The sequence below is a fragment of the Polyangiaceae bacterium genome, assembly GCA_020633205.1.
Lineage (GTDB): Bacteria > Myxococcota_A > Polyangia > Polyangiales > Polyangiaceae > JAHBVY01.
Genome location: JACKEB010000010.1, coordinates 332,251 through 356,282 on the forward strand (window position 1 = coordinate 332,251; position 24,032 = coordinate 356,282).

19 protein-coding genes are annotated in these 24,032 nt (G+C 63.4%); 15 read left to right on the forward strand and 4 right to left on the reverse strand.

What is annotated here, in order from left to right; genetic code table 11:
* Together H6718_01460 and H6718_01465 are read right to left on the reverse strand one after the other, a co-directional pair.
* On the reverse strand, positions 1-906 hold the full coding sequence (locus tag H6718_01460; protein ID MCB9584030.1) for a CPBP family intramembrane metalloprotease: 906 nt from the start codon (positions 904-906) through the stop codon (positions 1-3).
* Positions 907-1,018: 112 nt separating this feature from the next.
* Positions 1,019-1,729, reverse strand: a complete 711-nt coding sequence (locus tag H6718_01465) for an outer membrane beta-barrel protein (protein ID MCB9584031.1) — start codon at positions 1,727-1,729, stop codon at positions 1,019-1,021.
* 351 nt (positions 1,730-2,080) lie between these two features.
* Here H6718_01465 and H6718_01470 point away from each other — a divergent pair, with 351 nt between their 5' ends.
* Both H6718_01470 and H6718_01475 read left to right on the forward strand, forming a co-directional pair.
* Complete coding sequence (locus H6718_01470) at positions 2,081-2,875, forward strand: hypothetical protein (protein MCB9584032.1); 795 nt, start codon at positions 2,081-2,083, stop codon at positions 2,873-2,875.
* A 40-nt stretch (positions 2,876-2,915) separates the two neighbouring features.
* The gene (locus H6718_01475) at positions 2,916-3,719 is read left to right on the forward strand and encodes an alpha/beta fold hydrolase (GenBank protein MCB9584033.1); all 804 of its coding nucleotides are present in this window, start codon (positions 2,916-2,918) and stop codon (positions 3,717-3,719) included.
* 3 nt (positions 3,720-3,722) lie between these two features.
* On the opposite strand, the gene H6718_01480 is transcribed toward H6718_01475, so the two are convergent.
* Complete coding sequence (locus H6718_01480; GenBank protein ID MCB9584034.1) at positions 3,723-4,556, reverse strand: patatin-like phospholipase family protein; 834 nt, start codon at positions 4,554-4,556, stop codon at positions 3,723-3,725.
* A 93-nt stretch (positions 4,557-4,649) separates the two neighbouring features.
* Here H6718_01480 and H6718_01485 point away from each other — a divergent pair, with 93 nt between their 5' ends.
* Complete coding sequence (locus H6718_01485; protein MCB9584035.1) at positions 4,650-8,366, forward strand: Ig-like domain-containing protein; 3,717 nt, start codon at positions 4,650-4,652, stop codon at positions 8,364-8,366.
* Positions 8,367-8,403: 37 nt separating this feature from the next.
* On the opposite strand, the gene H6718_01490 is transcribed toward H6718_01485, so the two are convergent.
* Complete coding sequence (locus tag H6718_01490; protein ID MCB9584036.1) at positions 8,404-9,225, reverse strand: MBL fold metallo-hydrolase; 822 nt, start codon at positions 9,223-9,225, stop codon at positions 8,404-8,406.
* A 245-nt stretch (positions 9,226-9,470) separates the two neighbouring features.
* On the opposite strand from H6718_01490, the gene H6718_01495 reads away from it, so the two are divergent.
* The 12 genes from H6718_01495 to phoU all read left to right on the forward strand — a co-directional run bounded on the left by H6718_01495 (position 9,471) and on the right by phoU (position 23,803).
* Entirely contained in the window at positions 9,471-10,325 is an 855-nt protein-coding gene (locus H6718_01495; protein ID MCB9584037.1) for a hypothetical protein, read from the forward strand.
* Between the two features lie 35 nt (positions 10,326-10,360).
* Positions 10,361-11,776, forward strand: coding sequence for a hypothetical protein (locus H6718_01500; GenBank protein MCB9584038.1), 1,416 nt, complete (start codon positions 10,361-10,363; stop codon positions 11,774-11,776).
* Between the two features lie 299 nt (positions 11,777-12,075).
* The gene (locus tag H6718_01505; GenBank protein ID MCB9584039.1) at positions 12,076-13,266 is read left to right on the forward strand and encodes a cytochrome P450; all 1,191 of its coding nucleotides are present in this window, start codon (positions 12,076-12,078) and stop codon (positions 13,264-13,266) included.
* Between the two features lie 256 nt (positions 13,267-13,522).
* Positions 13,523-15,124, forward strand: a complete 1,602-nt coding sequence (locus tag H6718_01510; GenBank protein ID MCB9584040.1) for a PAS domain S-box protein — start codon at positions 13,523-13,525, stop codon at positions 15,122-15,124.
* Between the two features lie 126 nt (positions 15,125-15,250).
* Positions 15,251-16,942: a hypothetical protein gene (locus H6718_01515; GenBank protein MCB9584041.1), complete on the forward strand. Its 1,692-nt coding sequence runs from the start codon at positions 15,251-15,253 to the stop codon at positions 16,940-16,942.
* A gap of 39 nt (positions 16,943-16,981) precedes the next feature.
* Positions 16,982-17,473, forward strand: coding sequence for a hypothetical protein (locus H6718_01520; GenBank protein MCB9584042.1), 492 nt, complete (start codon positions 16,982-16,984; stop codon positions 17,471-17,473).
* A gap of 185 nt (positions 17,474-17,658) precedes the next feature.
* Complete coding sequence (locus H6718_01525) at positions 17,659-18,972, forward strand: hypothetical protein (GenBank protein MCB9584043.1); 1,314 nt, start codon at positions 17,659-17,661, stop codon at positions 18,970-18,972.
* Positions 18,973-19,159: 187 nt separating this feature from the next.
* Positions 19,160-20,260: a phosphate ABC transporter substrate-binding protein PstS gene (gene pstS, locus H6718_01530; protein MCB9584044.1), complete on the forward strand. Its 1,101-nt coding sequence runs from the start codon at positions 19,160-19,162 to the stop codon at positions 20,258-20,260.
* Between the two features lie 84 nt (positions 20,261-20,344).
* A complete protein-coding gene (gene pstC, locus H6718_01535; GenBank protein MCB9584045.1) occupies positions 20,345-21,283 on the forward strand; it encodes a phosphate ABC transporter permease subunit PstC in 939 nt (312 codons plus the stop codon).
* Positions 21,280-22,149, forward strand: coding sequence for a phosphate ABC transporter permease PstA (gene pstA / locus H6718_01540; protein MCB9584046.1), 870 nt, complete (start codon positions 21,280-21,282; stop codon positions 22,147-22,149). Before pstC ends, pstA begins: the two co-directional genes overlap by 4 nt.
* A gap of 80 nt (positions 22,150-22,229) precedes the next feature.
* The gene (pstB, locus tag H6718_01545; GenBank protein ID MCB9584047.1) at positions 22,230-23,009 is read left to right on the forward strand and encodes a phosphate ABC transporter ATP-binding protein; all 780 of its coding nucleotides are present in this window, start codon (positions 22,230-22,232) and stop codon (positions 23,007-23,009) included.
* A 113-nt stretch (positions 23,010-23,122) separates the two neighbouring features.
* Positions 23,123-23,803, forward strand: a complete 681-nt coding sequence (gene phoU, locus H6718_01550; protein ID MCB9584048.1) for a phosphate signaling complex protein PhoU — start codon at positions 23,123-23,125, stop codon at positions 23,801-23,803.
* Positions 23,804-24,032 lie beyond the last annotated feature (229 nt).

The following is a 24,032-nucleotide window of genomic DNA, read 5'->3' on the forward strand; positions in this document are numbered from 1 at the left end:
TTACGGAATGGGCACGCCAGGACTACGCAAGCGCTTCCACACCCCACGCCCGAAACCGAGGGCGACCAGCACGCTGAAACTAGCCACGAACACTCCCGACTCACCCACGAACGAGCCTTGGCCCTGGGTGGCTCCGTCGAACGCGCCCTGGATGATTGAATTCCACGCGGAATGCATCAAGATCGCCGGCCACACGCTGCCAGACTCCAGCCGCAGCCGCGCAACGAAGTAGCCTGCGGCGACGATCGACACCATGAACAGCAGCGCAGACAGCATGGGGTGAGGCCCCGAGGCGTATTGCCCGCTCAAGATCAGCGGCAGGTGCCAAAAGCCCCAAATGAGTCCGCTGCTCAGCACCGGCTTCGGTATCCGGGCTTCGATCAGGCGAGTGAGCAAGTAGCCTCGCCAGCCGATTTCCTCACCTGCAGCCGAGATCGCTGACAAGACGACGCCAACCGAGCACGTCAGCGCTAGCAGCACGAAGAAGCGCGTGCTGGGAGCGAGCGCGGACAGCGCAGTGTCCCGCGCCGGAAAGCCGAAGTGGGCCAGACCAGTCGCCCAAGCCAGCCCATAGGCGGCTCCGCCAATCACCAGCGGATAGACCCACGCGAGCAGCGACCAGCGCACGCCGCGCCAGCCACCGAGACGAAAGGACACGTCCGCGAACCCCTCGCGCAGCGCCAGGCGCAGGCCAAGCGACACCAGGCCAGGAGTCCACATCAGGCCCAACACGAGCCCAACGTGCTTCTCGATAGGATCCCCGGTCCGCAGCAGCAGCCATTGAAACACGCCTGAGATCAGGAACGTCAGGGTCAGGAATGCGCTCACGGTGAAACGCGCGCGCGCCACACGCGCCGACTGTGACGCCGGCTGAGGTACGGCCTCGGAGACGGGTGAACTCAACATCCTGCTTACTTCGAGCTGTAGCCCGATTTATTTCAGCGGCGAGGTGCGATGGACCAACGGTCCGTGAGGCGGACGAGTGTGCACCGCTCGCCCTTGAACGCAGCGCCGGGACTCAGAGGGCGTAGCGAACGAACAGCTGAGCTTGAGCAGCGAAATCCGACTGGGTCTCGATGCGACCACCGCCACTCACCGTCGTGTCGTTCCACTTCCAGCTGCCATCACCCTGAGACTCGCCGTAGACGGGGAGCGTCGTAGCGAGCATGCGAAACGCCCCTCCGAGCTTCAAGTTGTCAGTCGCGTTGATCTCCAACCCAAAGCCGATGTATCCGACCGGATACACGGCGGAGTGGCTCATCACCGCCTCACCGTCCTGAAGCGCTTCGATGCGCGTGAGCTCCACGCCACCACCGAGCTCCGCGTACGGGCTCACGATGAAGTCTGGCAGCATGCGAAAGCCGACACCCAAGGTGCCGTGGGTGGAGACTCGATCCAGCCCCTGTTCGTTGGTCTCTGGCGCCGCGCTGTAGAAGTCGAGCCCCACCTCGCCGAACACATGGCGGTTGAGGTCCAGCGTTCCGAAGACACCCACCCCGTTCATACGGCAGTTGTCCCAAACGCCCTCGCCGTCTGCGTGGCGGAAACCGTAGCCCCCAACCCGCGCTCCAAAGCCAGGTCGCAAGAAGCCGTTGGGATGGCTCTCGTCCGAGGTTGCCTGATCCTGCGCGCCCGGCGCCTTCGCAGTCTCCGCTGCGGGTTCCGCGCTGACCGCCCCAGCCGTTGCCACCAACACCCCGCACACACACATCGTTGCCAATCGCTTCATCTCGTCCTCCTGATCCCTGACCGTGGCTCGTCCCGTGGCGGGCCAGCTCAACTGAAGATGCGCACTCGACTCTGGGCGTGCGCTATCGCTGCCAGCGCCTAGAGCAATCGCTATGCCGGTCAGCCCGAGAGACTTCCTGCGCGGAAATTGGGGCCGGAGGTCTGCCAGTGCGAACCGCTCGCTACACCGCCACCCGAGACGCCGGTTCACGCACGAAGGCCTACAAAAATAGGACAAATGCCTTTTCGGAAATTCGCCGTCGGGGATTGAACAGTCCACGGCGGAGCGGCAACCAACGGGGTCGATTCTGGGTTCTGTCAGGGTCCAGGACCCCGGCAGCTGGCAAAGCTGGTGGCAGACCAGCGCGTCGTGTACTCAGACGCGGTGGAGTCCAGCACAGCGCTCGCACCGGGCAGCCCAACACCTACGTCGCCCCGCCCCATCCCGCGCAGCGTCTGGGTATGCGCCCTGCTGTCCGCAGCCGCGCGCTTCGCGCCACTCCCGTTTCTCGATGATTTGATCATCGGTCGCATCCAGCGCCACTTGGTTGCCACGGCCCTGGTGCGGCACGGGCGCAGCCTGGATCGCCATCAGGTGGCGCCCCTCTACGAGGACCCTCAAGGTTGCGTCGCGGGCTGCCTGGCACTGGCCATCCAGCTACCGCTGGCGATCTTGCTTTTTCCCATACGCAAAATCTGGGGGATCGTCAAGGCCATCCGCAGCTTCTCCAAGGACGTCGCGGACACGCTGCTGCTCGCGAGGTGCATCGACCACAGCCTGGAGCGCCCGTTGATGGTGGACGGCGCGCCCAAGGAACGCTTGCTGTTCGAAGCTGCGGCGGTACGCCGCGCGCACTTCGAGGCAATCGCAGGCACCGACCTCGAGCTCCTGAAGAGCACCTTGCAAGGCGTGTTTCGGCGCACCGGCGCGCCCCGCCTTGCCCAGCGCCTGCTGCGAAAGGTGCGGCGCCAAGATCGAGAAGTGGAGTCGCCAGAGGCCCTCCTGGAGTCGGACCCCGACCTCAAGTCAGGACTCGAGGAGCTCGACGCGGCAATGAAAAGCGACGAACTCAGAGCCCTGTTTCAGGCCTTCGATCAGCGTTTCGAGGCTGCGCTGCAGCGCCAATTGGCCATGCCCTCCCGCTAACCCACTCGCAGCCGCTTGCCGGACTCGATATACCGGATCCATGCAGGTGAACGGCTGTGAGCTCTACGTGCAGGACACGGGGCGCGGAGTCCCCATCGTCTTCTCCCATGGGCTGTTGTGGTCGGCGCGCATGTACAACGCGCAGATCGCTGCGCTCGCCGATCGCTACCGCTGCGTCGCCTACGACCACCGCGGACAAGGACGCAGTGAGAGCCCCCACGGCGACATCTTGGATGGCCACGGCATCAGCATCGAACAGGTGTACCTAGACGCGGTCAGCTTGATCGAGGCGTTGAAGCTCGCGCCTTGTCACTTCGTTGGCTTGTCGATGGGTGGCTTCGTCGGACAACGCATCGCAGCGCGCAGGCCCGATCTGCTGCGTTCACTGGTGTTGCTGGAGACCGCCGCCGATCCCGAACCGAGGCACAACGTGCCGAAGTATCGCACGCTGAACAAGATCGCGCGCTTTGGCGGGCTCAGCTTCGTCGCCGGACAAGTCATGCCGATCATGTTCGGCGATAGTTTCCTCAAGGATCCAAAACGCAAGAAGCAGCGCGCCGAGTGCGAACGCCAGCTCAAGAACAACGGGCGCGGCATCTACAAGGCCGTCAATGGCGTGATCGAGCGTGAGGACTTCGAGCCGGAGCTTGGCAAGATCGAGGTACCCACGCTCATCGTGCACGGTGAAGAGGACCGCGCCATCGTTCGCGAGCGCGCGGAACGCTTGCACGGTGGCATCCGTGGGTCCGAGTTCGTGCTGCTACCTCGAGGTGGACACAGCTCGACGATGGAAGAGCCCGAGCTGGTAAACGCCGAGCTACAGCGCTTCCTCGCTGCCCACTGAGGCTCAGCCCAGCTGCTTGATCAGAGCGCGCGCGCGGTCGCGTCCCATCGCCACACCTTCACGCACCTTCCCTGGATCCCGCGTGAGGCGCGAAAGGGGCATCCCCTTGGGCGGATCCACAAGGATCACCTCCCCCCGGTCCACCGCGTCTCGCAGTCGGCCCATCACGCCGTTGTGCAAGTGGTGCTGGTTCAGCGAAAGATCCCGGATCGACCGAGGCACGATCAGACGCACCGCCAGGCGCTCCCAGAGCACGGGTGGTGGTTTCGCCGTCTGCATTGGGCGGGTGAGCACAACGACCACGGGCCCTTTCACGTCGACGTCAATGGGCTCTTCGAAGCAAGCAGGGCAGCTGACGCCACCGTCGATGTAGCCCCGCCCGCTCACCTCAACCACGCGGTTGTACCCGACGGGCAAAGCCAACGCGGCGCGCAGCCACTCAATCAAGTTGTCCGCGTTGGGGCGCACCAAGCGCATCTTGGCATCGGCCACGTCTGTTACCGTGAGGAATAGCGCAGGAGCGCCCTGAGTGGCCCGCTCGAGGTCCAACAGCTTGCCCTGGGTGATGACATTGTCGAGCATGTCATCGACCCCCAACCCAGGCGCGCCCCAGGGAGTGAACTGCCGACGCCAGCTGATGAAGCGCGAGCTGGGCACGTGTTCCGACCAGAGGTCCACGGCGGTGTCCATCTGACGCGATGCGAAGAACGCGGCATTGATAGCGCCGGACGAGGAACCAATCACAGCGTCCACGGGCACGTCCGCGCGCTCCAGCTCCTGGAGTAGCCCTGCCGCGTAAGCCGCTCGCACCCCGCCACCTTCCAGCACCAACCGCATGGCGGGTGAAGCTACTGAGGGGGCTGCGACGGCGGCAATCGAAAACACACCGACCAACTGTCCGTTTGGTAACAAGACTGGTAGGTTTGCGCCGTGGCGACGGCTTTCCCCTGTGGCTCGATCGCGCGACGCGTCGGCCTTCTGTGTGCGCTGGGCAGCGCTTTGCTGAGCGCGCCAGCGGGCGCTCAAGGTGTTCCCAATCTCAGCTACCAGCCGGCTGAGATCGGGACGGTGCTTTCACGCATCGACTCGAACCTGGGCGCGCCCCGAGGTCACGGCAACGTGATGATCCACCGCGGCTACCTGACGGTGATCTTCAGCCGCGACTCGGGCAAAGGAGACGGTGGCTTCGCCTTCTTCGACATTTCCGACCCGCGCGCACCGCAGTTGGTGTTTGCGAAGGACGACGACGAGACCGAGGACATCCGCGAGTCCCACGGCTACGGCGTGGTGCGCTTCGAGGGGCGCGATCTGTTTTTCATGCAGGCGAGCTTCGGCCTCCAGGTGTGGGACTTCACCGATGTGACCGCGCCCTTTCGCGTGAACTACCTGAAGCTTCCGGGCATCACCGACTCGGACTACGGCACTGGCGCTTGGTTCGCTTTTCCACAGTGGCCGTACCTGTACCTCGGAGGCAGCAGCAACGGGCTCTACGTGATCGACATCCACGATCCCGCTGCGCCTTTCCTCGTGGATCGCGGAGAGTTCCCGAATCCCATCCCGCCGACGCTGCTTGGCGACTTCAAGACTGGGCCGGTTTATGCCGCGGGGAACCTACTGACGATCACCGGCATGGACCAGCCTGGCTACGCGACGCTGGACATCGGGCGCCCGGAGCAGCCCTTGCTGCTGACCACGCGTCGCGACGGGCTCGACTCCATCTACTCCGGGCTGTTCAACGGCGGCTTCCTGTACGGCGCAGGGACACAGAACCGCGTCACGGTGCATGATGTCCGCGATCCGCTGAAGATCCTCGACTACTCCAAGTCTCCTGAAGTCAGCGGTCGTGGCGGCTACCTCAGTGTTCAAGATGGCCGGGTACACTGCGGCGAATCGGAGCACTTCGTGGTCGTCGACTTCAACGACCCGAAGGCTCCAAAGATCCTCCTCGATGCGACGAGCGGCGTCGAAGGCCGAGACGAGGACTTCGCCACGACGATCGGCAACTTGACCATCGTGAGCGACGACCACGGCAACGGCTCCTTCATCATCCCCCACGACACCGCGCCTGACACGACGCCGCCGCGGGTGAACTTCCTGAGTCCCGCGAATGGCTCCGTGGGGCAGTCCCTCGATTTGCGCGTCGGCTTGACGTTCAGTGACGCGATCGACTTTCAGAGCGTCGACGAGGGCTCTGTCAGCTTGCGCGTCGCAGGCGGCGCGGCGGTGCCCGGCTACTTCAGTTACCAAGCCGGTGTCTTGAATTTTGGCCCCAAGGCTCCCCTCACCCCGAACACGACCTACGAGATCGAAGTACCGGTGGGTGGAGTGCGCGACGTTGCAGGCAACCCAATTGCCGAGCCGTTGGTCGCTATATTTTCCACAGGGCAACTTGCTGAGAACCCAGGCTGCAAGCTCAGCTCCGCGGGCCCCACGGAGCTCGGCAAGGACACTGAGCTCGCCGTTGAGGCCGCGGGCGATGCGTTCGCCTGGGATTTCGGCGATGGGTCGGGAGCATCGGCCCCCGAGGCGAGCAAGAGCGCGACGCACCGCTTTGCGGCTCCCGGTCACTACAGCGTGATCGCCTACGCCTACACGGGCGGCGCGCTGACCACGACTTGCACGCTGACGCAGACGGTTCATCGCCCCGTGAAGGGACGGGCGCCGAAGAGCGGCAGCATCGTATTCGACCCGGCGCGTGAACGCGTCTGGAGTGTGAACAAAGATCAGAGCACGCTCAGCGTGCTCGACGCCAAACAGAACAGCTTGCTCAAGGAGCTGGCCGTCGCCCCCGAGCCGCGCGCGTTGGCGCTGGGTGCGAGCGCTGATGGCTCGAAGAGTGAAGTCTGGGTGGTGAGCGACGAAGGTCGCAGCTTGCAGGTGTTCGACGCGGAAAGCCTGGAGTCCGTGGCGGAACTCAAGTTTCCCTGGGGATCTCGACCAAGTGGAGTCCTGCTCCCGGAGAGCGGCCCTGGCTTCGTCACGTTGCGCGGCACCGGAGAGGTAGTCAGCATTGATCGCGCGACCCACGAACGGTCCGCGTCCCTCGGCTTGCCCGCTGAACCCTTTGGTTTGGCTCTGGACCCCGAGGGGCAACGCCTGTTCGTCAGTCACTTCATCTCGCCGCAGACCCACGGCTTGCTGAGCGTGATCCAGCTCCCGGGTTTCGAGCTGGGCGAGCCCTTGGAGCTCGCAGAAGATCTGGGCCCTGACACCGAGAGCAGCAGCCGTGGGGTCCCAAACTACCTGCGGGCCCTCGCCCTGAGCCCAGACCGCACGGACCTGTGGTTGGTGGGCAAGAAGGACAACACGAGTCGCGGTTGGTGGCGAGACGGCGAGGCGCTCACCCATGAATCGACCGTACGCTCCATCGCCCTGCGCATCGACTCGAGCACGCTGACGGAGGATCCGACGCGGCGCCTGGACCTCGACGACCGCAACCTGCCGAGCGCGGTCGAGTTGAGTCCCCTGGGAGATATCGCCTTCGTCGCCACCGAGGGTTCGAACACCATCGAGGTGCTCGACGCCTACTCAGGACGTCGCATCAGCTCCATCGACCACGCAACCCAGGCTCCGGAAGGACTGTGGCTCGACGAACGCACGTCGCGACTCTACGTCCAAGGTTTCCTGAGCCGCAGCGTCGCCGTCTACGACGTGAGCTTGTTGATCAACTCCGGTAGTAACCGCGCGGAACTAATCAGCGAAGTCCCGACCACCACGAGCGAAGCCCTTGCACCAGACGTGCTCGCGGGCAAGCGCATCTTCTACGACTCGAGCGACATCCGCATGAGCCGCGACAACTACCTGAGCTGCGCCACCTGCCACCTGGACGGCGAGCACGACGGGCGCGTGTGGGACTTCACGAATCGTGGTGAGGGCTTGCGCAATACCACCACGCTGCGCGGCAAGCGCGGCGGCCAGGGACGCCTACACTGGAGCGGAAACTTCGACGAGGTACAGGATTTCGAGCACGACATCCGCGGCGCCTTTGGCGGCCTGGGCTTCATGCAGGACAGCGATTTCGAGGCCGGTCGTGACACTCCGCTCGGCGAAAAGAAGGCCGGCGTGAGCCAGGAGCTCGACCAGCTGAGCGCGTATCTGGAGAGCCTCGAGAAGGTGCCTGACAGCCCGTTCCGCACGGAATATGGCAGTATGAGCAAGCTGGCCAAGCAGGGGCAACGGCTCTTCGACCGACTCGAGTGCGGATCCTGCCACTCGGGGGAGGCCTTCACCAATAGCGGAGATGACACGCTGTACGACGTGGGTACGCTCTCGCCCTCCAGCGGCCAGCGGCTCGGAGACACCTTGACCGGTGTTGACACGCCGACGCTGCTTGGTCTGTGGACCACGGCGCCCTACCTGCACGATGGCAGCGCGCAAACCTTGGATGAAGTGCTAGAGCGCGCCGCGAAGAGCGGGAAGCACGGTGACATTCAGAGCCTCAGCGCGGATGAGCGCAAGGCGCTGGTGCAGTACCTGCTCGAGCTGGACCAGAGCGAGGCGGAGCCGCAGCCAGAGGCCGCTCCTGAAGACTCCGGTTGCGCCTGCCATGTTACCTCACGGAACCGACCCGGTTTGGGGGTGAGCCTCACTGGGTTACTCCTGGGGCTACTCCTGGGACGGCGCCGCAGATCCGGGCGCAGGCGCTAGTCAGGCGCTCCCTCACCCCCGAGAGCGAGTGCTCCAGCTAGCCGAAGGTCAGGCGCATGCCTTCGCGGGCCACCGTCGCGCCATCCCACATCGCCCGAGCGTCCGCTTCGACGCGGCGCATGAAGTCGTCTTCGTGCTCGGGATCGTGATGGAAGATGGCGAGCTTTTTCACGTCCGCTTGGGTGCAGAGGCGAACCGCCTCCTGCCAAGTCGAGTGACCCCAGCCCACCTTGGCGGGAAACTCGTCGTCGGTGTAGGTCGAGTCGTAGATCACCAGATCAGCACCCTCGATCAAGCTCAGTACGTTCTGATCGGGCTGCCCGGGGATGTGCTCGGTGTCGGTGACGTAGCAGACGCTCTTGCCGTTGCCCTCGATGCGGTAACCCGTCGCCCCGTTGGGGTGGTTCAACGGTACCGTGCGGATCTTGAGGTCGTTCTCGAGGGTGAAGGTATCACCGGCGTGAAAGTCCGAAAACGAGAGGGTGGCCTTCATCGCATCGAGGGGCACCGGGAAGGTGGGCTGCGCCATCTGCCCGGCGAAGACCTCACGCAGCCCCCCGGGCCCCAAGTGACCCGCCATGATCTCGAAATGGTGCCCCGCCTGAAACCCAGGCTCGAAGAACGGGAAGCCGTTGATGTGATCCCAGTGGGTGTGGGTCAACAGGATGTGAGCGCGCTTGACGCCGCTCTCCATGAATGCACGGCCGAGACCACGGATCCCCGTGCCGGCATCCAGCACCAACCGGTGCTCTCCGCAGAACACTTCGATACAGCTGGTGTTCCCACCGAACACGACATGCTGTGGCGAGGGGCACGCGATGCTCCCGCGCACCCCCCAGAACTGAACTCCAACCGCCATGACCGTTGCGACTCGCTCCTCGTACCCTACTCCAATCGCGCCCGGGGCGGCGCGAACAAATGATGCACGCCTTCACGAGGGGCATGAAGAAGTAGCAAATCCGCGCTGATCTCCGCCGAAAGCCCCGGCGCCTCGCAGCCGCGGGACCTGACCACATACGGCGAGAGGCTCGCAGATCTCCCGCCCTGGAGCCCGTTCCGGAGCCCGGGTTGCGACATCACGTCGAGCATGTTGAAGATGGGAGCATGCTCAAGCTCGACGAATTCGAGAGCGTCTTCAAGTCGGCGGCGAAGGAGCGCTTCGAGTTTTCCGTAGTGCCCATTCGACGAGTCGCCGTCTTCACGGATCTCGGTCCCGACGAAGCCCGGCTGTTTGGTCGCGACGCGGCGGAGTTTTTGAGTTGCTTGGGTGAGATCGAGCTCGAGACCGTCTCCGGAGATCGCTTTGGTGACGTGGGCTCGCTACTCGATGTGGTGGAAGGGCTGCGCCCCGACCTGATCGTGTCGTATCGAAATCTCCACGGCCGCGCGCGAAACTTCCCCTTCAGCTTGGGATCCCACATCGACGTGCTCACCCAGGCGACCTCGACGCCCGTGATGCTCTTGCCTGCGCCAACGCCGGAAGGTCGTCTGGACGCGAGCTGTCGCCATATCGAGCGGGTCATGGTGCTGACCGATCACCTGACTGGTTCCGCGCGGCTCGTAAACTACGGGCTCGCGATGACGCCTCGTGGGGGAACCTTGGTGCTCGCCCACCTGGAGGATGACACGATCTTCAAGCGTTATGTGGACGTCATCTCGAAGATCCCGAGCATCGACACCTCCGACGCGGAGAGCGGCATCAAGCGCCAACTGCTCAAGGAGCCCCACGACTACATCTCGAGTTGCCGAGAGGAGCTGCTCGGTCAGTCACAGTTGGACCTGCAGGTGCTCGAAGAAGTCCGCATGGGACACCACGTGGCGGATTGCCGAGAACTGGTGTCGACTCACAGCGTCGAACTCATCGTCATGAACACCAAGGATGACGAACAGCTAGCCATGCACGGTCTGGCTTACCCCCTGGCCGTCGAACTCAGGGATGTCCCGCTGCTCCTGCTGTGAAGCGCTCCGCACCAACGCAGTCAGCCTAGCAAAACATGCGCGATCTACTCTTGTTGGCCAACGCCGAAGCCCACCCCCATCACGCGCCGTCCACCGGCGTGACGCTGCTCTTCGCGGGGATCCTCACGGCAATGATTCTATGCCTCGCGCTGGAAGAGAAGCTCCACGCAAAGAAGTCGGTGATCGTCGGCTTCTTCGCGGTGGTGAGCCTCTTTCTAGGAGACGCGCTGGGGGTGCTGCCGCTGGATCGTGATGGACACTTCTGGATGGACAACCCCCTTGGCGAACGCATCAACTTGCCGGTCTACATCCCGGCGATCGACTGGGGCGTGATCGCGATCATCCTTGGGGCGAGCCTGTTCGTCGACGTCACCAGCAAGAGCGGTCTGTTCTCGTGGATCGCGATCAAGCTCACGAAGGCATCGGGCGGGGATCCGCTCAAGCTGTTGATCTACTACGGCTGCCTGACGGTGTTGTTCTCGGCGGTGCTGAACAACGTGACGGCGATGTTGATCATCGGCTCGCTGACTGCTGTCTCCCTGAAGAAGCTGAAGCGAAATCAGCTGCTCCTCGGCTTCTTGCTGGTGGAAGGCTTGCTCACGAATGTGGGTGGCTTGCTGACACTCATCAGCAGCGTGCCCAACATCATCGTAGGCAACGCCGCGAAGATCGGCTTCATGGAGTTCTTCGTGAAGGCCACGCCCTACGTGGTCGTTGCGACTGCGCTGACGCTGCTCTTGGCGGTGAAGCTGTTCAAGATCCCGCGGCTCCGCAGTGAACAAGAGAAGAAGGACGCTCAGCGCCTGGTGAACAGCTTCGACGAGAACGATGGCATCGAGAGCCGGGGCTTCTTCTGGTTCTCTACGGCCATGTTCGTGTTGTTCATCTTGACCCTGGCGACCACGAGCATCTTGCCCGTGATCAAAGATCTCGAGATGGGCTACGTGGCGATGGCCTTCGCGGTGATCATGTTGATCCGCTTCAAGGCTACCGCGGGGAAATTCTACAAGGCCCTCGATTGGGACCTCTTGCTGTTCTTCGCGTTCTTGTTCGTGGTGATCAACGTGATGGAGCACGCCAGAGTGCTCGAGGGGATCGGCAAGGGCCTGGCCGCGATCACCGGTCTCGGTCCCAAGGTGGGCGGCGCCGGGCTCCTGGCGGCATCGGCCGGCGCAAGCGCGGTGACCGACAACATTCCCCTCGCGGCGATGCTGGCGAAGATCCTCGGAGCATCAGGCGACGCGCCCATGAGCCAGTGGTGGGCGGTGGTGTTCGGCGCAAACCTTGGCGGCAACCTCACACCCATCGGCTCGGCTTCCACGGTGGTCGCGGTGACCATCATGACGCGCTACGAGCTGGCAGTTGGTTTCGCGCGCTTCGTTCGTCTCGCATTGCCCTTCGCGTTGATGCAAATCGCGCTGGCGATCGTCTACGTCTTGATTGCGATCTAGGCGCACGCGCCTACCCGCGGAATCCGAATCCAGCGCTTTGGTCCTGACGCCGCCGTTTGAGTACGGAAACCCCGACCAGCTGTCGGGGCTGCAGAGCGCGAGGTGGATTGACCACGAAGGATTCCCACGGCTTGCTTTTTTGGGGGAGGGAGCGCGGCAAAAGTGCCGCGTGCATCTCAAGTCAAACCGCCTGAACAAACCGAAGGTATTCCTTCCACAAAGCGCGCGGAGTGATTCAACCTTTGCACCCTGAGGCTGGAGCTCCGCGGCGAGCTCTACAGCGAACGCAAGAGGGAAGAATGAGCTTCGAGAACACGGATCTGCTGGCCACCGCAACCCACACGGGCGACCCCGAACCCTTCTACGAGTGGCATCGCGAACAGACGCCGCTCTACTGGGATCCAGTCAACGAGCTGTGGTCCGTCGCGCGCTACGAAGACGTGATCTTCGTTTCGAAGAACCCGCAGCTGTTCTGCTCAGGCCAAGGCGTGGTGCCGAAGTTGACGCTCGATGACTGGCCCGAGGAGGCGATGATCAACAAGGACGGCGACGCGCACACCAAGCAGCGTGGCCTGGTCAGCAAGGGCTTCACTCCCCGCCGTGTTGGCTGCATGGCGGAGCGTGCGGTCGAAATCGTCAATGAGCTGATCGACGCCTTCATCGACAAAGGCGAAGCAGATCTGGTCAGGGGCTACGCACGCCCACTACCCATGTACATCATCGGAGAGATGCTTGGGTATCCGCGAGATCGCATGGACGAGGTTCTGGATTGGACTGACGTCTACGTGGATGCCGGCTCCGGGCCCGAACACATCACCGAAGAAGTACAAGAGGCCTTCGCGAACTTTGTCGAGTTCCACGAGGAAATACTCGAGCAGCGCAAGCAGCAACGCGGCGATGACCTGATCAGCGTATGGCTCGATGCAGAACTCGACGGCGAGAAGCTCAGCGAAGACATGCTGATGTTCGAGCACAACCTGTTGCTCGTGGGTGGCAGCGAGACGACGCGCAACGCGATTTCCATCGGCTTGTGGCAGCTGATGAAGCATCCGGATCAGCTGGCCTGGCTCAGCGACAACCTGGACGACTCCGACGCCGTCGCGACTGCGGTGGAGGAAATGATCCGCTTCGCCTCGCCCTTCGTACGCATGCGCCGCACGGCGACTCAGGACTACGAGTGGTACGGCAAGACCATCAAAGAAGGCGATGAGATCTTGATGCTCTACCCCGCGGCGAACCGCGACCCCCGGGTCTTCCCGGAACCACAAAAGTTCGACATCAAGCGACAGAACGAGCAACCGCCGCTCAGTTTCGGCTACGGCAAGCACTTCTGTTTGGGTGCATCCCTCGCCCGCCTCGAAGCGCGCACCGCGATCAAGCAGCTGCTGAGTCGTGTCAAAGACCTGGAGCTCGCGGGCGAGCCGCGCCTGCATCCTTCGAGCTTCACCAATGGGCTCGAATACCTCCCCGTGCGTTTCAACAAGCGCTGAGTCCGGCGTTCGCGGACTCGCGTAGGTTCCAAACGCACACTCAGAATCGGAAGGTCGCCGCTTGGCGACCTTTCGACTTTGAAACACCGCCCGTCTCGAGATGAGACGAGAGGCAGCGCATTCGCGTGCTGCACACCCCGCGAAATGCGGGCTTCGGGCTAAACGAGTCGCGAACCCGGTCGTATGATCTGCGGATCTCCAACTCGATTGCGGCCCGGCCCTTGCAAAGCCCCCGAGCATGCCGGTCCTCGCGCGTATGGCTCGAATCACGAACTCGCTTGTGAAGCTCGAGGCGAATAATCAGCCCGTGCGCTCAGGCGCGCCTGAAGGGCTCAGCGCCTATCGTGCCGTGTTCGAGACGGCGACCGACGCGATCTTGGTGGCGGAGTGGACGAGCGCGTGTTTCCGCGAGGCGAACAGTGCCGCGGAGCGGCTGTTCGGCTACTCTGCTGAGGAGTGGCCGCGGCTAAGTGGACGCATGTTGGCCCCAGACGCGGCAATCGCGGACACGCGGGCACTCAGTGCAGAGCTCGAGGCGACCGGATCCGCGCGCCGCACTCGGTGGCGTTTTCGTCGCCGCGACGGCAGCCGGTTCTGGGGGGATGTGAGTGTCAGCGTGTTCGACGCCGGTGGTCAGCGCTTCATGGTCAACATGATCCGCGACGTGTCGGAAGCCGTGGAACGCGAAGCCGAACTCGAGCGCAGTTACGCGTCGCTCAAGGAGACCCGCGCCAAGCTAGCTCATGCGGACCGCCTCGCGTTGATCGGGCAGATCGCGGCCGGCGTCGCCCACGAAATCAACAATCCGGCGGCCTACATCAGCGCGAACTTGGACACTCTCGAGCACGAGCTGGCTCACCTCACGCTCGAAACTCGGAAGCGCGACTCGCTGCTCGAGATCGTCCGCGAGAGCCAGGCCGGCGTGTCTCGCATCACCTCGATCACGCGAGAGCTACGGGCGTTCTCGCGTATGTCCCAAGACGCCATCGTCGACCTCGACTTGAACGACGTGGTGCAAGCGGCCAGCAAGATGACCGGCAACGAGATCCGTCACCGAGCTCGGCTCGAACTGCGCCTGAGCCCGTTGCCGTCAATCACCGGGCATGCGGATCGCCTGACCCAGGTCATCACGAATCTGCTTCTGAACGCCGCACAGGCGATCCGAGAAGGAGAAGCGAGTCTCAACCGCATCTTGGTGGAGACTCGCGAGGCCGATGACTCGCTCTTCGTCAGCGTCAGCGACACTGGGAGCGGTATCGCACCCAATCATGTCTCGCAGCTGTTCGAGCCGTTCTTCACCACCAAGGGCGCAGGGGAAGGCACCGGGCTGGGCCTGGCGCTATGCGCTGATATCGTGCATCGACACGGGGGCGAGATCAGCGTGGAGAGCGCGAAGGGCAAGGGCAGCCGCTTCACCATTCGCTTCCCGAAGGATACAGGACTCAAGCGTAGCCCGGTGCACTCCCGGCCTCCTCAAGGCGCTGCGGCGCGGCGCTTGCGCCTCTTGATCATCGATGACGAGCCGCTGTTGCTGCGTGCCTACGAGCGCATGCTCGCGCGCACCCACGACGTGGAGGTCGCGCTCGGCGGCGAGGCAGGCCTCAAGGTCTTGCGCGCACGCCAGGACTTCGACTTGATACTCTGCGACCTGATGATGCCCGACTGTGATGGTCCGTCGGTGTATCAAGCGCTGAGCCAAGAGGCGCCCGAGTTGCTCGAACGGCTACACTTCTGCAGCGGCGGCGCCTTCACCCAACGCGTCACCGACTTCCTGACGCGCGTCGGGCGCCCCGTGCTGGAGAAGCCGCTCAACCAAGCTCGCTTGAGCCGCTTGTTGGACGAGCGCGGAAACACCTAGGCGTCGGTGTTCCCACGGAGACAGCGGCGCGGATACATCAGTACAGAGAGCGCGCGTTTTCGCGGTTCCAACACTCACCGACCAAATCCCGACGTCGCGCTGGCGAAGATCCCCTAGGCTCAGCCCATGAGCACCGAGCTGGAAGCACTCGAGGCAGCCGTCGTGTCCGCTCCGTCGTCCCTGGAGGCACGCGCTGCGCTTCGGGATCGACTGAATGAGCTGGGAGATCCGCGGGGCGAGCACATGGCGCTGTCCCTCGAGCTCGACCAATTGCACGTGTGGGAGGACCGCTTTCACGAAGTGAAGCGTCGGGTAGCCGAACTCGAAGCAGAGCACAGCCGCACTTGGCTGGCTGAGATCGCGCAAGCGACACGACAAGAGGCGGGCCGACCATGGGGAAACACGAGATTTTGCTTTCGTCGCGGAGCGCTCGAGCGCCTCGAAGGCGACATTCAGGATCTGGCCCATCAGCTCTCCGCAACCACTGAACTCGCGCCCGTGGTCGAGCTAGTGGAACTCGATAATGTCACCACCCAGCCGATTGAGCGCCTCGCGGAGACGCCCGCCCTGAAGCGCGTCCGTAAACTGACGCTGCGGACTGGATCTCGTGTGATGTGGAAGGACCCACTCATCTCCCCGCTGCTCGAGTCGCCGCACTTGGAACGCCTCGACAAGCTGACGATCAACCTCTCCCGCACCTCCACTAAGATCAAATGGGATGACGAGGTGCGACGGCTCACCGAGTGCCCCGCGTTAGCCGGACTCGAGGAACTGGGTCTCTTGGATCACGCTGGGAAGATCACCCCCGCCGGAGTCGAGACGCTGATGGCCGCTCCCTTCATGTCGAACCTGCGCAAGCTGGGGCTGAAGATTGGGGAAGAGGAACGGCTCTTCCAAGCGGTCGCCCAACTTCGCGGGCTCGAGGAGCTGTCCTTGGGCGGCGTCAACGCACGGGGACTCGACGCCATCTCGGACCTCGCTTGCAAGGACACGCTGCTCAGCTTGAGCCTCCGCGAGAGTAGCGAGACGCCCAATCACCCCATCACCTTGACCCTGCCAGAACTCCGAGCGTTGTCCGTCACAGGGTTCGGGCTCGACGAGGCGAAGATGATGCAGCTCCTCGACGATAGCAACCTTGGGAAGCTGCGAGTGCTCACGCTCAGCGCCGGACGAGAAGATGGTGTGGTGAAGGCTCTAGCCAAGCGCTGGCGGTGGGGGAGTCTGCGAGAGCTCAATCTGCTAGGCGTCGAAAGCGCAGAAGCCCTCGCGGCGCTGCTTGCCAGTCCCATCGCCAGCGAACTCAAGCGCCTTGGACTGGCTGGGCTCGGAACGGCTGCTTGGGATGCGTTGCTTGCCTGGCCCGGACTCGCCCAGCTCGAGGCGTTGGATGTTCGGCACCTGGGGTCTACCGACGATTCACCCCTCACCCCCCGCCGAGCCCACACCCTCTTTGACGCGCTAGCCGCAGTTCATGAGCTGGATCTGCGTGGCCAGCTACAAGGCGCCGACCCGATTCGCTCCCTCGCTCGGGCCAACGGGCTGACGAAGCTGCGACGTCTCAGCATCCTGACGGGGGACCCTTCGGGCATCGTGCGTCTCGCACACTCCCGAGTCGGCGCCCAGCTCGAAGCTTTGCGCCTTCCTAACAAGCGGCTCGAGCTCGAGACGGCCGAAGCACTCGCTCAGATGCCACACCTCGCTCGACTCCAATTTCCAACGGGATATTTCGATGCCCCCTTCGCGTGCTTGCTCGAGCGCTTCGGTCCCGGGTTCCTCTCGGGCAACCCCGAGGTCCCTGTCGAGAACGCGTTCGACTAACTTCCTGGAACGGCGCGACGCACGCGTGGAGGAGAAGACATGTCACTGCAGGTAAGCATCGGCCTAGAGAGCCACTACATTGGACGCGAAGACGAACAGCTTCACCGCGACGCCCTGGTGGCGTTGATCGAGACCAAGCTCGTGGTGCGAGTGTGCGACTTCATCGGAGACGGCATCTACGAGGCGTGGCGCCGAGCGGACGGCAGCGTGGGTCAGGGCTGGCTCGACGACCCAACGTCGAAACGCGTCCGAGATGAATACGCAGCCCTCGAAGGAACCAGCGCAGAGTTCGAGTACGACGCCCTGGCCGGCTCCGCGCTCATGGAGCTCGGCTTACCCGACGCGGACATCCCGGTCTACGAGCACCGCGACGTGAAGATCCCCACGGCAACAAGCAGCGCTCAGAAGCTGCGCGCCACCTCGCTGGAAACGTCGGGCAAGTGCTTCGGGTCCCGGGGCAAGAACTGGAACGTCGCCCGCGCGCTCGTGGACTTTGCGCAGACGAATTTCATGATCCTGCATAGCGCGTGACGCAAAGCGGAAGGTAAGGCCCTCCGCGGTGCGCTTCGTCGCATGCGATTGAGCGCCGCTCTGCGCACTTTGTCGCAAATACGTGACCACCTGGCGTCGCGGGTTAACCCGCACGTTTCTCTCTCGTTACTTATTCACCCGAATGTCACACAAGCCACCAACGGGTTCTCTACCTTCCGCCGCCGATGACGCCCTTCACCGCTCTCGGTCGACTCCGTTTCCGTGCCGGCTCCGCTGGCGCGTCCTCCAAGCTGCTTCCGCTGGCCAGCGCGCTGGCCATTTCCACACTGGCAAGCAGCAGCTTCGCTCAAAGCTCCGATCTCCAGCCTGAATCCGAGAAGGCGGCTCTCGAGCCACGACCCGTCGAGGGCGTGGAGTTCAAGCCGGGCAAGGGGCTGTCGGCAAGCAGCACGGACGGCGACTTCTCCATTCACATCGGGATCCGCAACCAGTTCCGAGCAACGATCGAGAAGGAGCATCCAGAACAAGGCGACGCCCCGGACGCCACCCTCGGCTTCCAAATCCGGCGTTCGCGCGTTTCGATCAAGGGCAACGTCTTCGACAAGAAGACCAAGTACGAGCTGCAGCTGGGTCTGGCCTCCAAGGACGTGAGCGCTGGCGCCGCAGGCCCGACGACCTCGCCGTTGCTCGACGCGGTCGTGAAGTTCGAACAGCTCAGGGACCTGAGCCTGCGGGTTGGGCAATACAAGGCGCCCTACCTGCGCGAACAGATCATGAGCGACGGGAAGCTGGAGCTGGTCGATCGTAGCCTCCTCAACTCCCGCTTCACCGTGGATCGAGATATCGGACTGGATTTCTACTCCAATGAGCTCTTCGGTCTCGAACAGCTCCACTACAACCTCGGCGTCTTCACGGGTGAAGGCCGCAACAGCTTCCAACAACAGAGCTTTGGGCTGATGTACCTGGCTCGTGTCGAGGTCCTACCCCTGGGCGACTTTGATGGCCTCAGCGAAGGCGACTTCGAGCGCAGCGCGCCGAAGGTAAGCATCGGCGCAGCCTACGGCTATCACAGCCGGGCTCAGTTCAGCGGAGGCACCCGAGGTGGCGCGTTCGCGGACGGTGGCACGGCGAGCTACAAGCTCGCAACAGGAGACCTGATGTTCAAGGCCATGGGGTTGACCCTGATCGGCGCGGTGGCGTGGCGCGACGGCACTCGGGCGCAGGGAACCGCCCAAGACGCCACCGGCAACCCGATTGCTGAAGAACCAGCCAGCAACGGCTGGGGGTTCTTTGCTCAAGCAGGCTACTTGATCCCCACGACGGGCTTAGACGTCGCTGCTCGCTACTCTCAGGTGCGCGGAACTGGCGGGGATGACGCCACCCTGGCAGACGAGAACGAGGCAGGCTTCGGCGTCGGCTACTTCTTCGCCCAGCACCTGCTCAAGCTGCAGGCCGACGCCTTCCGTATCTGGGAGAAATCAGCTGGTTTCTCCCACGGAACCGACGAGGTCCGACTGCAACTGCAAGTCTCGCTCTGAGGCGCCGTTTTTTCGCATTTGCCCGAGAGCGAAGCACCGCTCTCGGGCACTCACGCATGCGCCAGCCGCGACACCCGTTTGTCACACAAGCGTCTTACTCGAACCGACCCTGACACATCAGCGTCACACAATCGTTGCCCGACTGTCCCATCGAGCATGGCCTCCGGTTGCTAAGTACCCCGGCGAAATGAAAGCCAAAGCTCCCCGGTTTGCGCGACGACTGCTTTTGCCCGTCGTCGTTACCTTCGTCGCATTCTTGCTCGCAGCCTGCAAGGGATCCGGGGAGGGGAGCGGCGGGGAGAAGGCCAACGCCACGACGGGTGACGTCAGCTTGAATGGCGCCGGCGCGACGTTTCCGTACCCCCTCTATTCCAAGTGGATGAGCGAGTACAACAAGCAGAACCCGAACGTGAAGATCAACTACCAGAGCATCGGTTCTGGCGGTGGCATTCGCCAGATCCTCGCGGGAACGGTGGACTTCGGCGCCAGCGACGCGCCGATGAGCGACGATGAGATGAAGAAGGCGCCTCACGCCCTCCATCACATCCCCGCGACCCTCGGTGGCGTCGCGATCGCGTACAACTTGGAGGGAGTGAAGGACCTCAAGCTCTCCTCGGAGGCGCTCGCCGGGATCTACCTCGGCACGATCACCAAGTGGAACGACGCGAAGATCGCGGAAACGAACGACGGCGTCACGCTCCCGGACCAGGACATCACTGTCGCGTATCGAAGTGACGGCAGCGGCACGACTGCCGTATTCAGCGACTACCTCGCGAAGGTGTCCAGTGAATGGAAAGACAAGGTCGGCGTTGGCAAGAGCCTGAAGTGGCCCAGGGGTCTCGGAGCCAAGGGTAACGAAGGCGTCACCGGGCAGGTGAAGACCACCAAGGGAGCCATCGGTTACGTCGAGCTTGCCTACGCGATCACCAGCAAGCTCGAAGTCGCTGCGCTCAAGAACAAGAGCGGCGAGTTCCTGAAGCCCTCCATCGATGCCATCACCGCCGCGGCGGCAGGTGAAGCTCTACCCGATAGCCTCACGACCTCGATCACCGACAGCCCCGGCAAGGGTGCTTATCCGATCTCCAGCTACAGCTACCTGCTCGCGTACGAAGACACGAAGGACACCACCAAGGGCGAAGCCCTCGCGAAGTTCATGTGGTGGGCGATTCACGACGGCCAGAAGCTGGCCGCGGACCTGCACTACGCGCCGCTTCCGGACGCCGTCGTCAAGCAGGTGGAAGCTCGGCTGAAGCAGCTCAAGTCGGGTGAAAAGAAGCTGCTCCCCTGAGCGTTCAACTGAACTCCGAGCCGAGAGGTGTAGTCCGTGCCTGAGGCAAGAGCGACAGCCATCACCCGCAAGCCACCACGCTGGTTGGCTTGGCTTGGAGGCAAGAGCAACCCTGGAGACACCGTCTTTCGCGGTGCCTCCAGGTTCTTTGCGCTGCTGGTCGTCGCGCTGCTCGTGGCGATGGCCTACGAGATGGCGCAGGCGTCCAGCCTCTCCTTCAAGGAGTTCGGCTGGCGCTTCATCATCAGCCGCGACTGGGACCCGGTCAGTGAACAGTTCGGCGCCCTACCCTTCATCTACGGCACCGTGGTGTCGTCGCTTGTGGCGCTCTTCATCGCCGTCCCCGTCGCCCTCGGCATCGCGATCTACCTCTCGGAGTTGGCACCGCTCTGGCTGAGGAAGCCAGTTGGTTTCCTTGTGGAATTGTTGGCTGCGGTACCATCTGTCGTCTACGGCCTCTGGGGGATCTTCGTACTCGCCCCGCTGATGGCAGAGACGGTGGAACCTGCACTCCGCCGCACCCTCGGCTTCCTGCCGCTGTTCTCTGGGCCGAATCAAGGCTTCGGCATGCTGAGCGGTGGCCTGATCCTCGCGATCATGATCTTGCCGACCATTTCCAGCGTCAGCCGCGAGGTGCTCCAGGCGGTACCAAACAACCTGCGAGAGGGAGCCACCGCGCTCGGCGCGACCCGCTGGGAGGTCGTGCGAGTTGGGGTCCTCCCCTACGCGCGCTCGGGACTCGTTGGAGCCATCATCTTGGGCCTCGGGCGAGCCCTCGGTGAAACCATGGCGATCACCATGCTGATTGGTAACCGACCGGAGATCAGCAGCTCTCTGTTCGCGCCGTCCTACACCATGGCGAGCGTCATCGCGAATGAGTTCACCGAAGCGACTGCGGACGTCCACCTGGCGGCACTCGCCGAGATCGCCTTCTTGCTGTTTGGCGTCACGCTGCTGCTGAACATCATCGCGCGCCTCCTGGTTTGGCAGGTGTCGCGGCACGAAGCCAAGGGGGCGAGATGAGCAGCTCCAAACTGACCGCAAACGACGCGACGTACAAGGTACGCAAGATCAAGGATCTCGCGATCCGCGGCCTGTGCGTGCTGTTCACGTTGCTCGCGCTGGTGCCCTTGTTCAGCGTCCTCTATTACCTCACGGTAAGGGGTATCGGCGGTGTGAACCTGGCCTTCTTCACCGAGCTACCCAAACCGGTGGGTGAAGAAGGTGGTGGCATGGCCAACGCCATCGTTGGCACGCTGGAGCTGGTGGGCCTCGCTTGCTTGTTCGGCATCCCCCCTGGGGCGATGGCGGGCATCTACTTGGCGGAATTCCAGGAAAGCAAGCTCTCCCGCCTCGTGCGCTTCAGTGCCGACGTGCTCTCCGGGGTGCCGTCGATCACCGTCGGCGTGTTCATTTACGGGATCTTCGTGCTGACGATGAAGCGCTTCAGCATGGTCGCTGGCGCCGTGGCGCTCGCGGTGCTGATGCTTCCGACTGTGACTCGCACCACCGAAGAGCTGATGCGCCTGGTCCCCGTGCAGCTCCGTGAGGCAGGGCTCGGGCTTGGGTTGCCGCGCTGGCGAGTGACGCTCAAGATCATCTTCCGCACGGCACTGCCCGGGATCGTCACAGGCATCATGCTGGCCGTAGCGCGAGTGGCGGGTGAGACCGCGCCGCTGCTGTTCACGGCGCTATCGAACCGCTTCTGGAACGACGGCATCGATCAGCCCGTCGCGTCCCTCCCCGTTCAGATCTACACCTACGCGGTGTCTCCTTTCGAGGACTGGCACCGTCAAGCCTGGGCCGCTGCTCTCATGCTGGTGGTCTTCATCCTGATCCTCAACGTGACCGCCCGCTTGATGGTGCGTCACCGGGTGAAAGCACGATGAACCTAGAGTCAGCCACCGCCACCGAATCGCCGGCCAAGGCGACCGTAAGCAGCGCGCAGAACGAACGCCCCCTGGACGAAATGGATGCCACGGAGCGCCGTCAAACCGAGGTCAAGCTCTCCGCTGAAGGGCTGCGCGCTCTGTTCGGCAAGAGCGAGGTCCTCAAGGGCATCAGCTTGCCCATTCGGGGGCGCAACGTGACCGCGGTGATTGGCCCGTCCGGCTGCGGCAAGTCCACCTTCGTTCGCTGCCTGAACCGCATGCACGAGGTCGTCCCTGGCGCGACCGTCCAGGGGCGTGTGCTGCTCGACGGCCAAGACATCTACGCGTCGAACGTCGATCCCGTGCTCGTGCGTCGCCGGGTGGGCATGGTGTTTCAGAAGCCCAATCCGTTCCCGACGATGAACATTCGAGACAACGTGCTCGCGGGACTGAAGCTCAACGGCGCAAGGGTGAAGAACGCAGCGGAAGAGGTCGAGAAGCGACTCCGCCAGGTGGCGCTCTGGGACGAGGTCAAGGATGGCCTCGAGCGCTCAGGTACCAGCCTTTCCGGCGGTCAGCAGCAGCGCTTGTGCATCGCCCGTAGTCTCGCTCTGGAACCCGAGATCCTGCTGATGGACGAGCCGTGTTCGGCGCTCGACCCGATCGCTACGGCTCGCGTGGAGGAGCTGATCCACGAGCTGCGAGAGCAGTACACGATCGTCATTGTGACTCACAACATGCAGCAGGCCGCGCGCGTGGCAGACACGACGGCGTTCTTCTACATGGGTGAGCTCATCGAGTACGACGAAACCGACGTGATCTTCACGCGGCCGAAGCAGCAAAAGACTGAAGACTACATCACGGGACGCTTCGGCTGAACGAAGCGGGCCCGTTGGTTCACAGGACAAGCGTACGGAGCAAGCTGTTCCGCACGGTACCGATCTAAGATGCTCGAGGGTGGGGAGCGGCCAACCTAGGCCATGGTGACGACATGAATCGGCACACCGATCGAGAATACGAACGCGAGCTGCGCGAACTGCGCGACAGTATCCTGCACATGGGCTCCAAGGTGGAGGCGATGGTCGACACCGCCATGCAGGCGTTCGACTCTCGCGACGCGAACCTCGCCCGGCGGACGATGCTGATCGACCAAGAGGTGGACCGCCTCGAGCTGGAGATCGACCATCGCTGCCTACGTCTGCTCGCTCGGCGCCAGCCCGTTGCAAGCGACCTTCGCTTCATCACTACCAGCCTGAAGCTCGTCACCGATCTCGAACGCTCCGGGGACCTCGCGGCGAACATCTGCGAGCGAACACTCGAGTTGATCGAGTATCCGCCGGCACTGATCGATCCACGCCTGCCGCGGATGGCAGCGCTTGCTCGAGAGATGCTCGAGGACGCTCTGAACAGCTTCGTGAACAAAGACTCCGCGCGCGCCCGAAGCGTGGTCGAGCGGGATTCCATAGTCGACGCTTGCTACGCGGAGACCTTTCCCGCGTTGGGCGCGCGTATGGGGAGCGAGCCGGAGACCGCTCAACGCCTGCTCTCCGTGGGACGCTACCTGGAGCGAATTGCGGACCACGCCACCAACATCGCTGAGATGGTGGTGTTCATGGTGGAGGGAAAAGACGTTCGCCACACCTTCCAGATGGGCCCGGTGGGCAACGCCTGAGGCTCAGACGCCTCGCTGAGGACAGCGGCTGAGGCGAAGTGCACCTCTCCCCCCAAACTCCCCGCCCCCGCTCCCTAGAGCTCGCGACCCCAAAGAAAGGGCTGGCGGACGCGCGGGGACAGCCTGCGGACCGTGGAAAAACACCTGAATCGCCGCTGACGCCCGCGGACAGTTCGGACGGCCACTTTCGTCCCGCTATACTGAGCTGCTGTCCGGAGACCGGGCGGGA

Excerpts from the sequence above, each read along its gene's own strand:
- H6718_01460 (MCB9584030.1), bottom strand. The coding sequence starts at position 906 with ATGTTGAGTTCACCCGTCTCCGAGGCCGTACCTCAGCCGGCGTCACAG.
- H6718_01465 (MCB9584031.1), bottom strand. The coding sequence starts at position 1,729 with ATGAAGCGATTGGCAACGATGTGTGTGTGCGGGGTGTTGGTGGCAACG.
- H6718_01475 (MCB9584033.1), top strand. The coding sequence starts at position 2,916 with ATGCAGGTGAACGGCTGTGAGCTCTACGTGCAGGACACGGGGCGCGGA.
- H6718_01480 (MCB9584034.1), bottom strand. The coding sequence starts at position 4,556 with ATGCGGTTGGTGCTGGAAGGTGGCGGGGTGCGAGCGGCTTACGCGGCA.
- H6718_01490 (MCB9584036.1), bottom strand. The coding sequence starts at position 9,225 with ATGGCGGTTGGAGTTCAGTTCTGGGGGGTGCGCGGGAGCATCGCGTGC.
- H6718_01495 (MCB9584037.1), top strand. The coding sequence starts at position 9,471 with ATGCTCAAGCTCGACGAATTCGAGAGCGTCTTCAAGTCGGCGGCGAAG.
- H6718_01500 (MCB9584038.1), top strand. The coding sequence starts at position 10,361 with ATGCGCGATCTACTCTTGTTGGCCAACGCCGAAGCCCACCCCCATCAC.
- H6718_01505 (MCB9584039.1), top strand. The coding sequence starts at position 12,076 with ATGAGCTTCGAGAACACGGATCTGCTGGCCACCGCAACCCACACGGGC.
- H6718_01510 (MCB9584040.1), top strand. The coding sequence starts at position 13,523 with ATGGCTCGAATCACGAACTCGCTTGTGAAGCTCGAGGCGAATAATCAG.
- H6718_01515 (MCB9584041.1), top strand. The coding sequence starts at position 15,251 with ATGAGCACCGAGCTGGAAGCACTCGAGGCAGCCGTCGTGTCCGCTCCG.
- H6718_01520 (MCB9584042.1), top strand. The coding sequence starts at position 16,982 with ATGTCACTGCAGGTAAGCATCGGCCTAGAGAGCCACTACATTGGACGC.
- H6718_01525 (MCB9584043.1), top strand. The coding sequence starts at position 17,659 with ATGACGCCCTTCACCGCTCTCGGTCGACTCCGTTTCCGTGCCGGCTCC.
- pstS (MCB9584044.1), top strand. The coding sequence starts at position 19,160 with ATGAAAGCCAAAGCTCCCCGGTTTGCGCGACGACTGCTTTTGCCCGTC.
- pstA (MCB9584046.1), top strand. The coding sequence starts at position 21,280 with ATGAGCAGCTCCAAACTGACCGCAAACGACGCGACGTACAAGGTACGC.
- pstB (MCB9584047.1), top strand. The coding sequence starts at position 22,230 with ATGGATGCCACGGAGCGCCGTCAAACCGAGGTCAAGCTCTCCGCTGAA.
- phoU (MCB9584048.1), top strand. The coding sequence starts at position 23,123 with ATGAATCGGCACACCGATCGAGAATACGAACGCGAGCTGCGCGAACTG.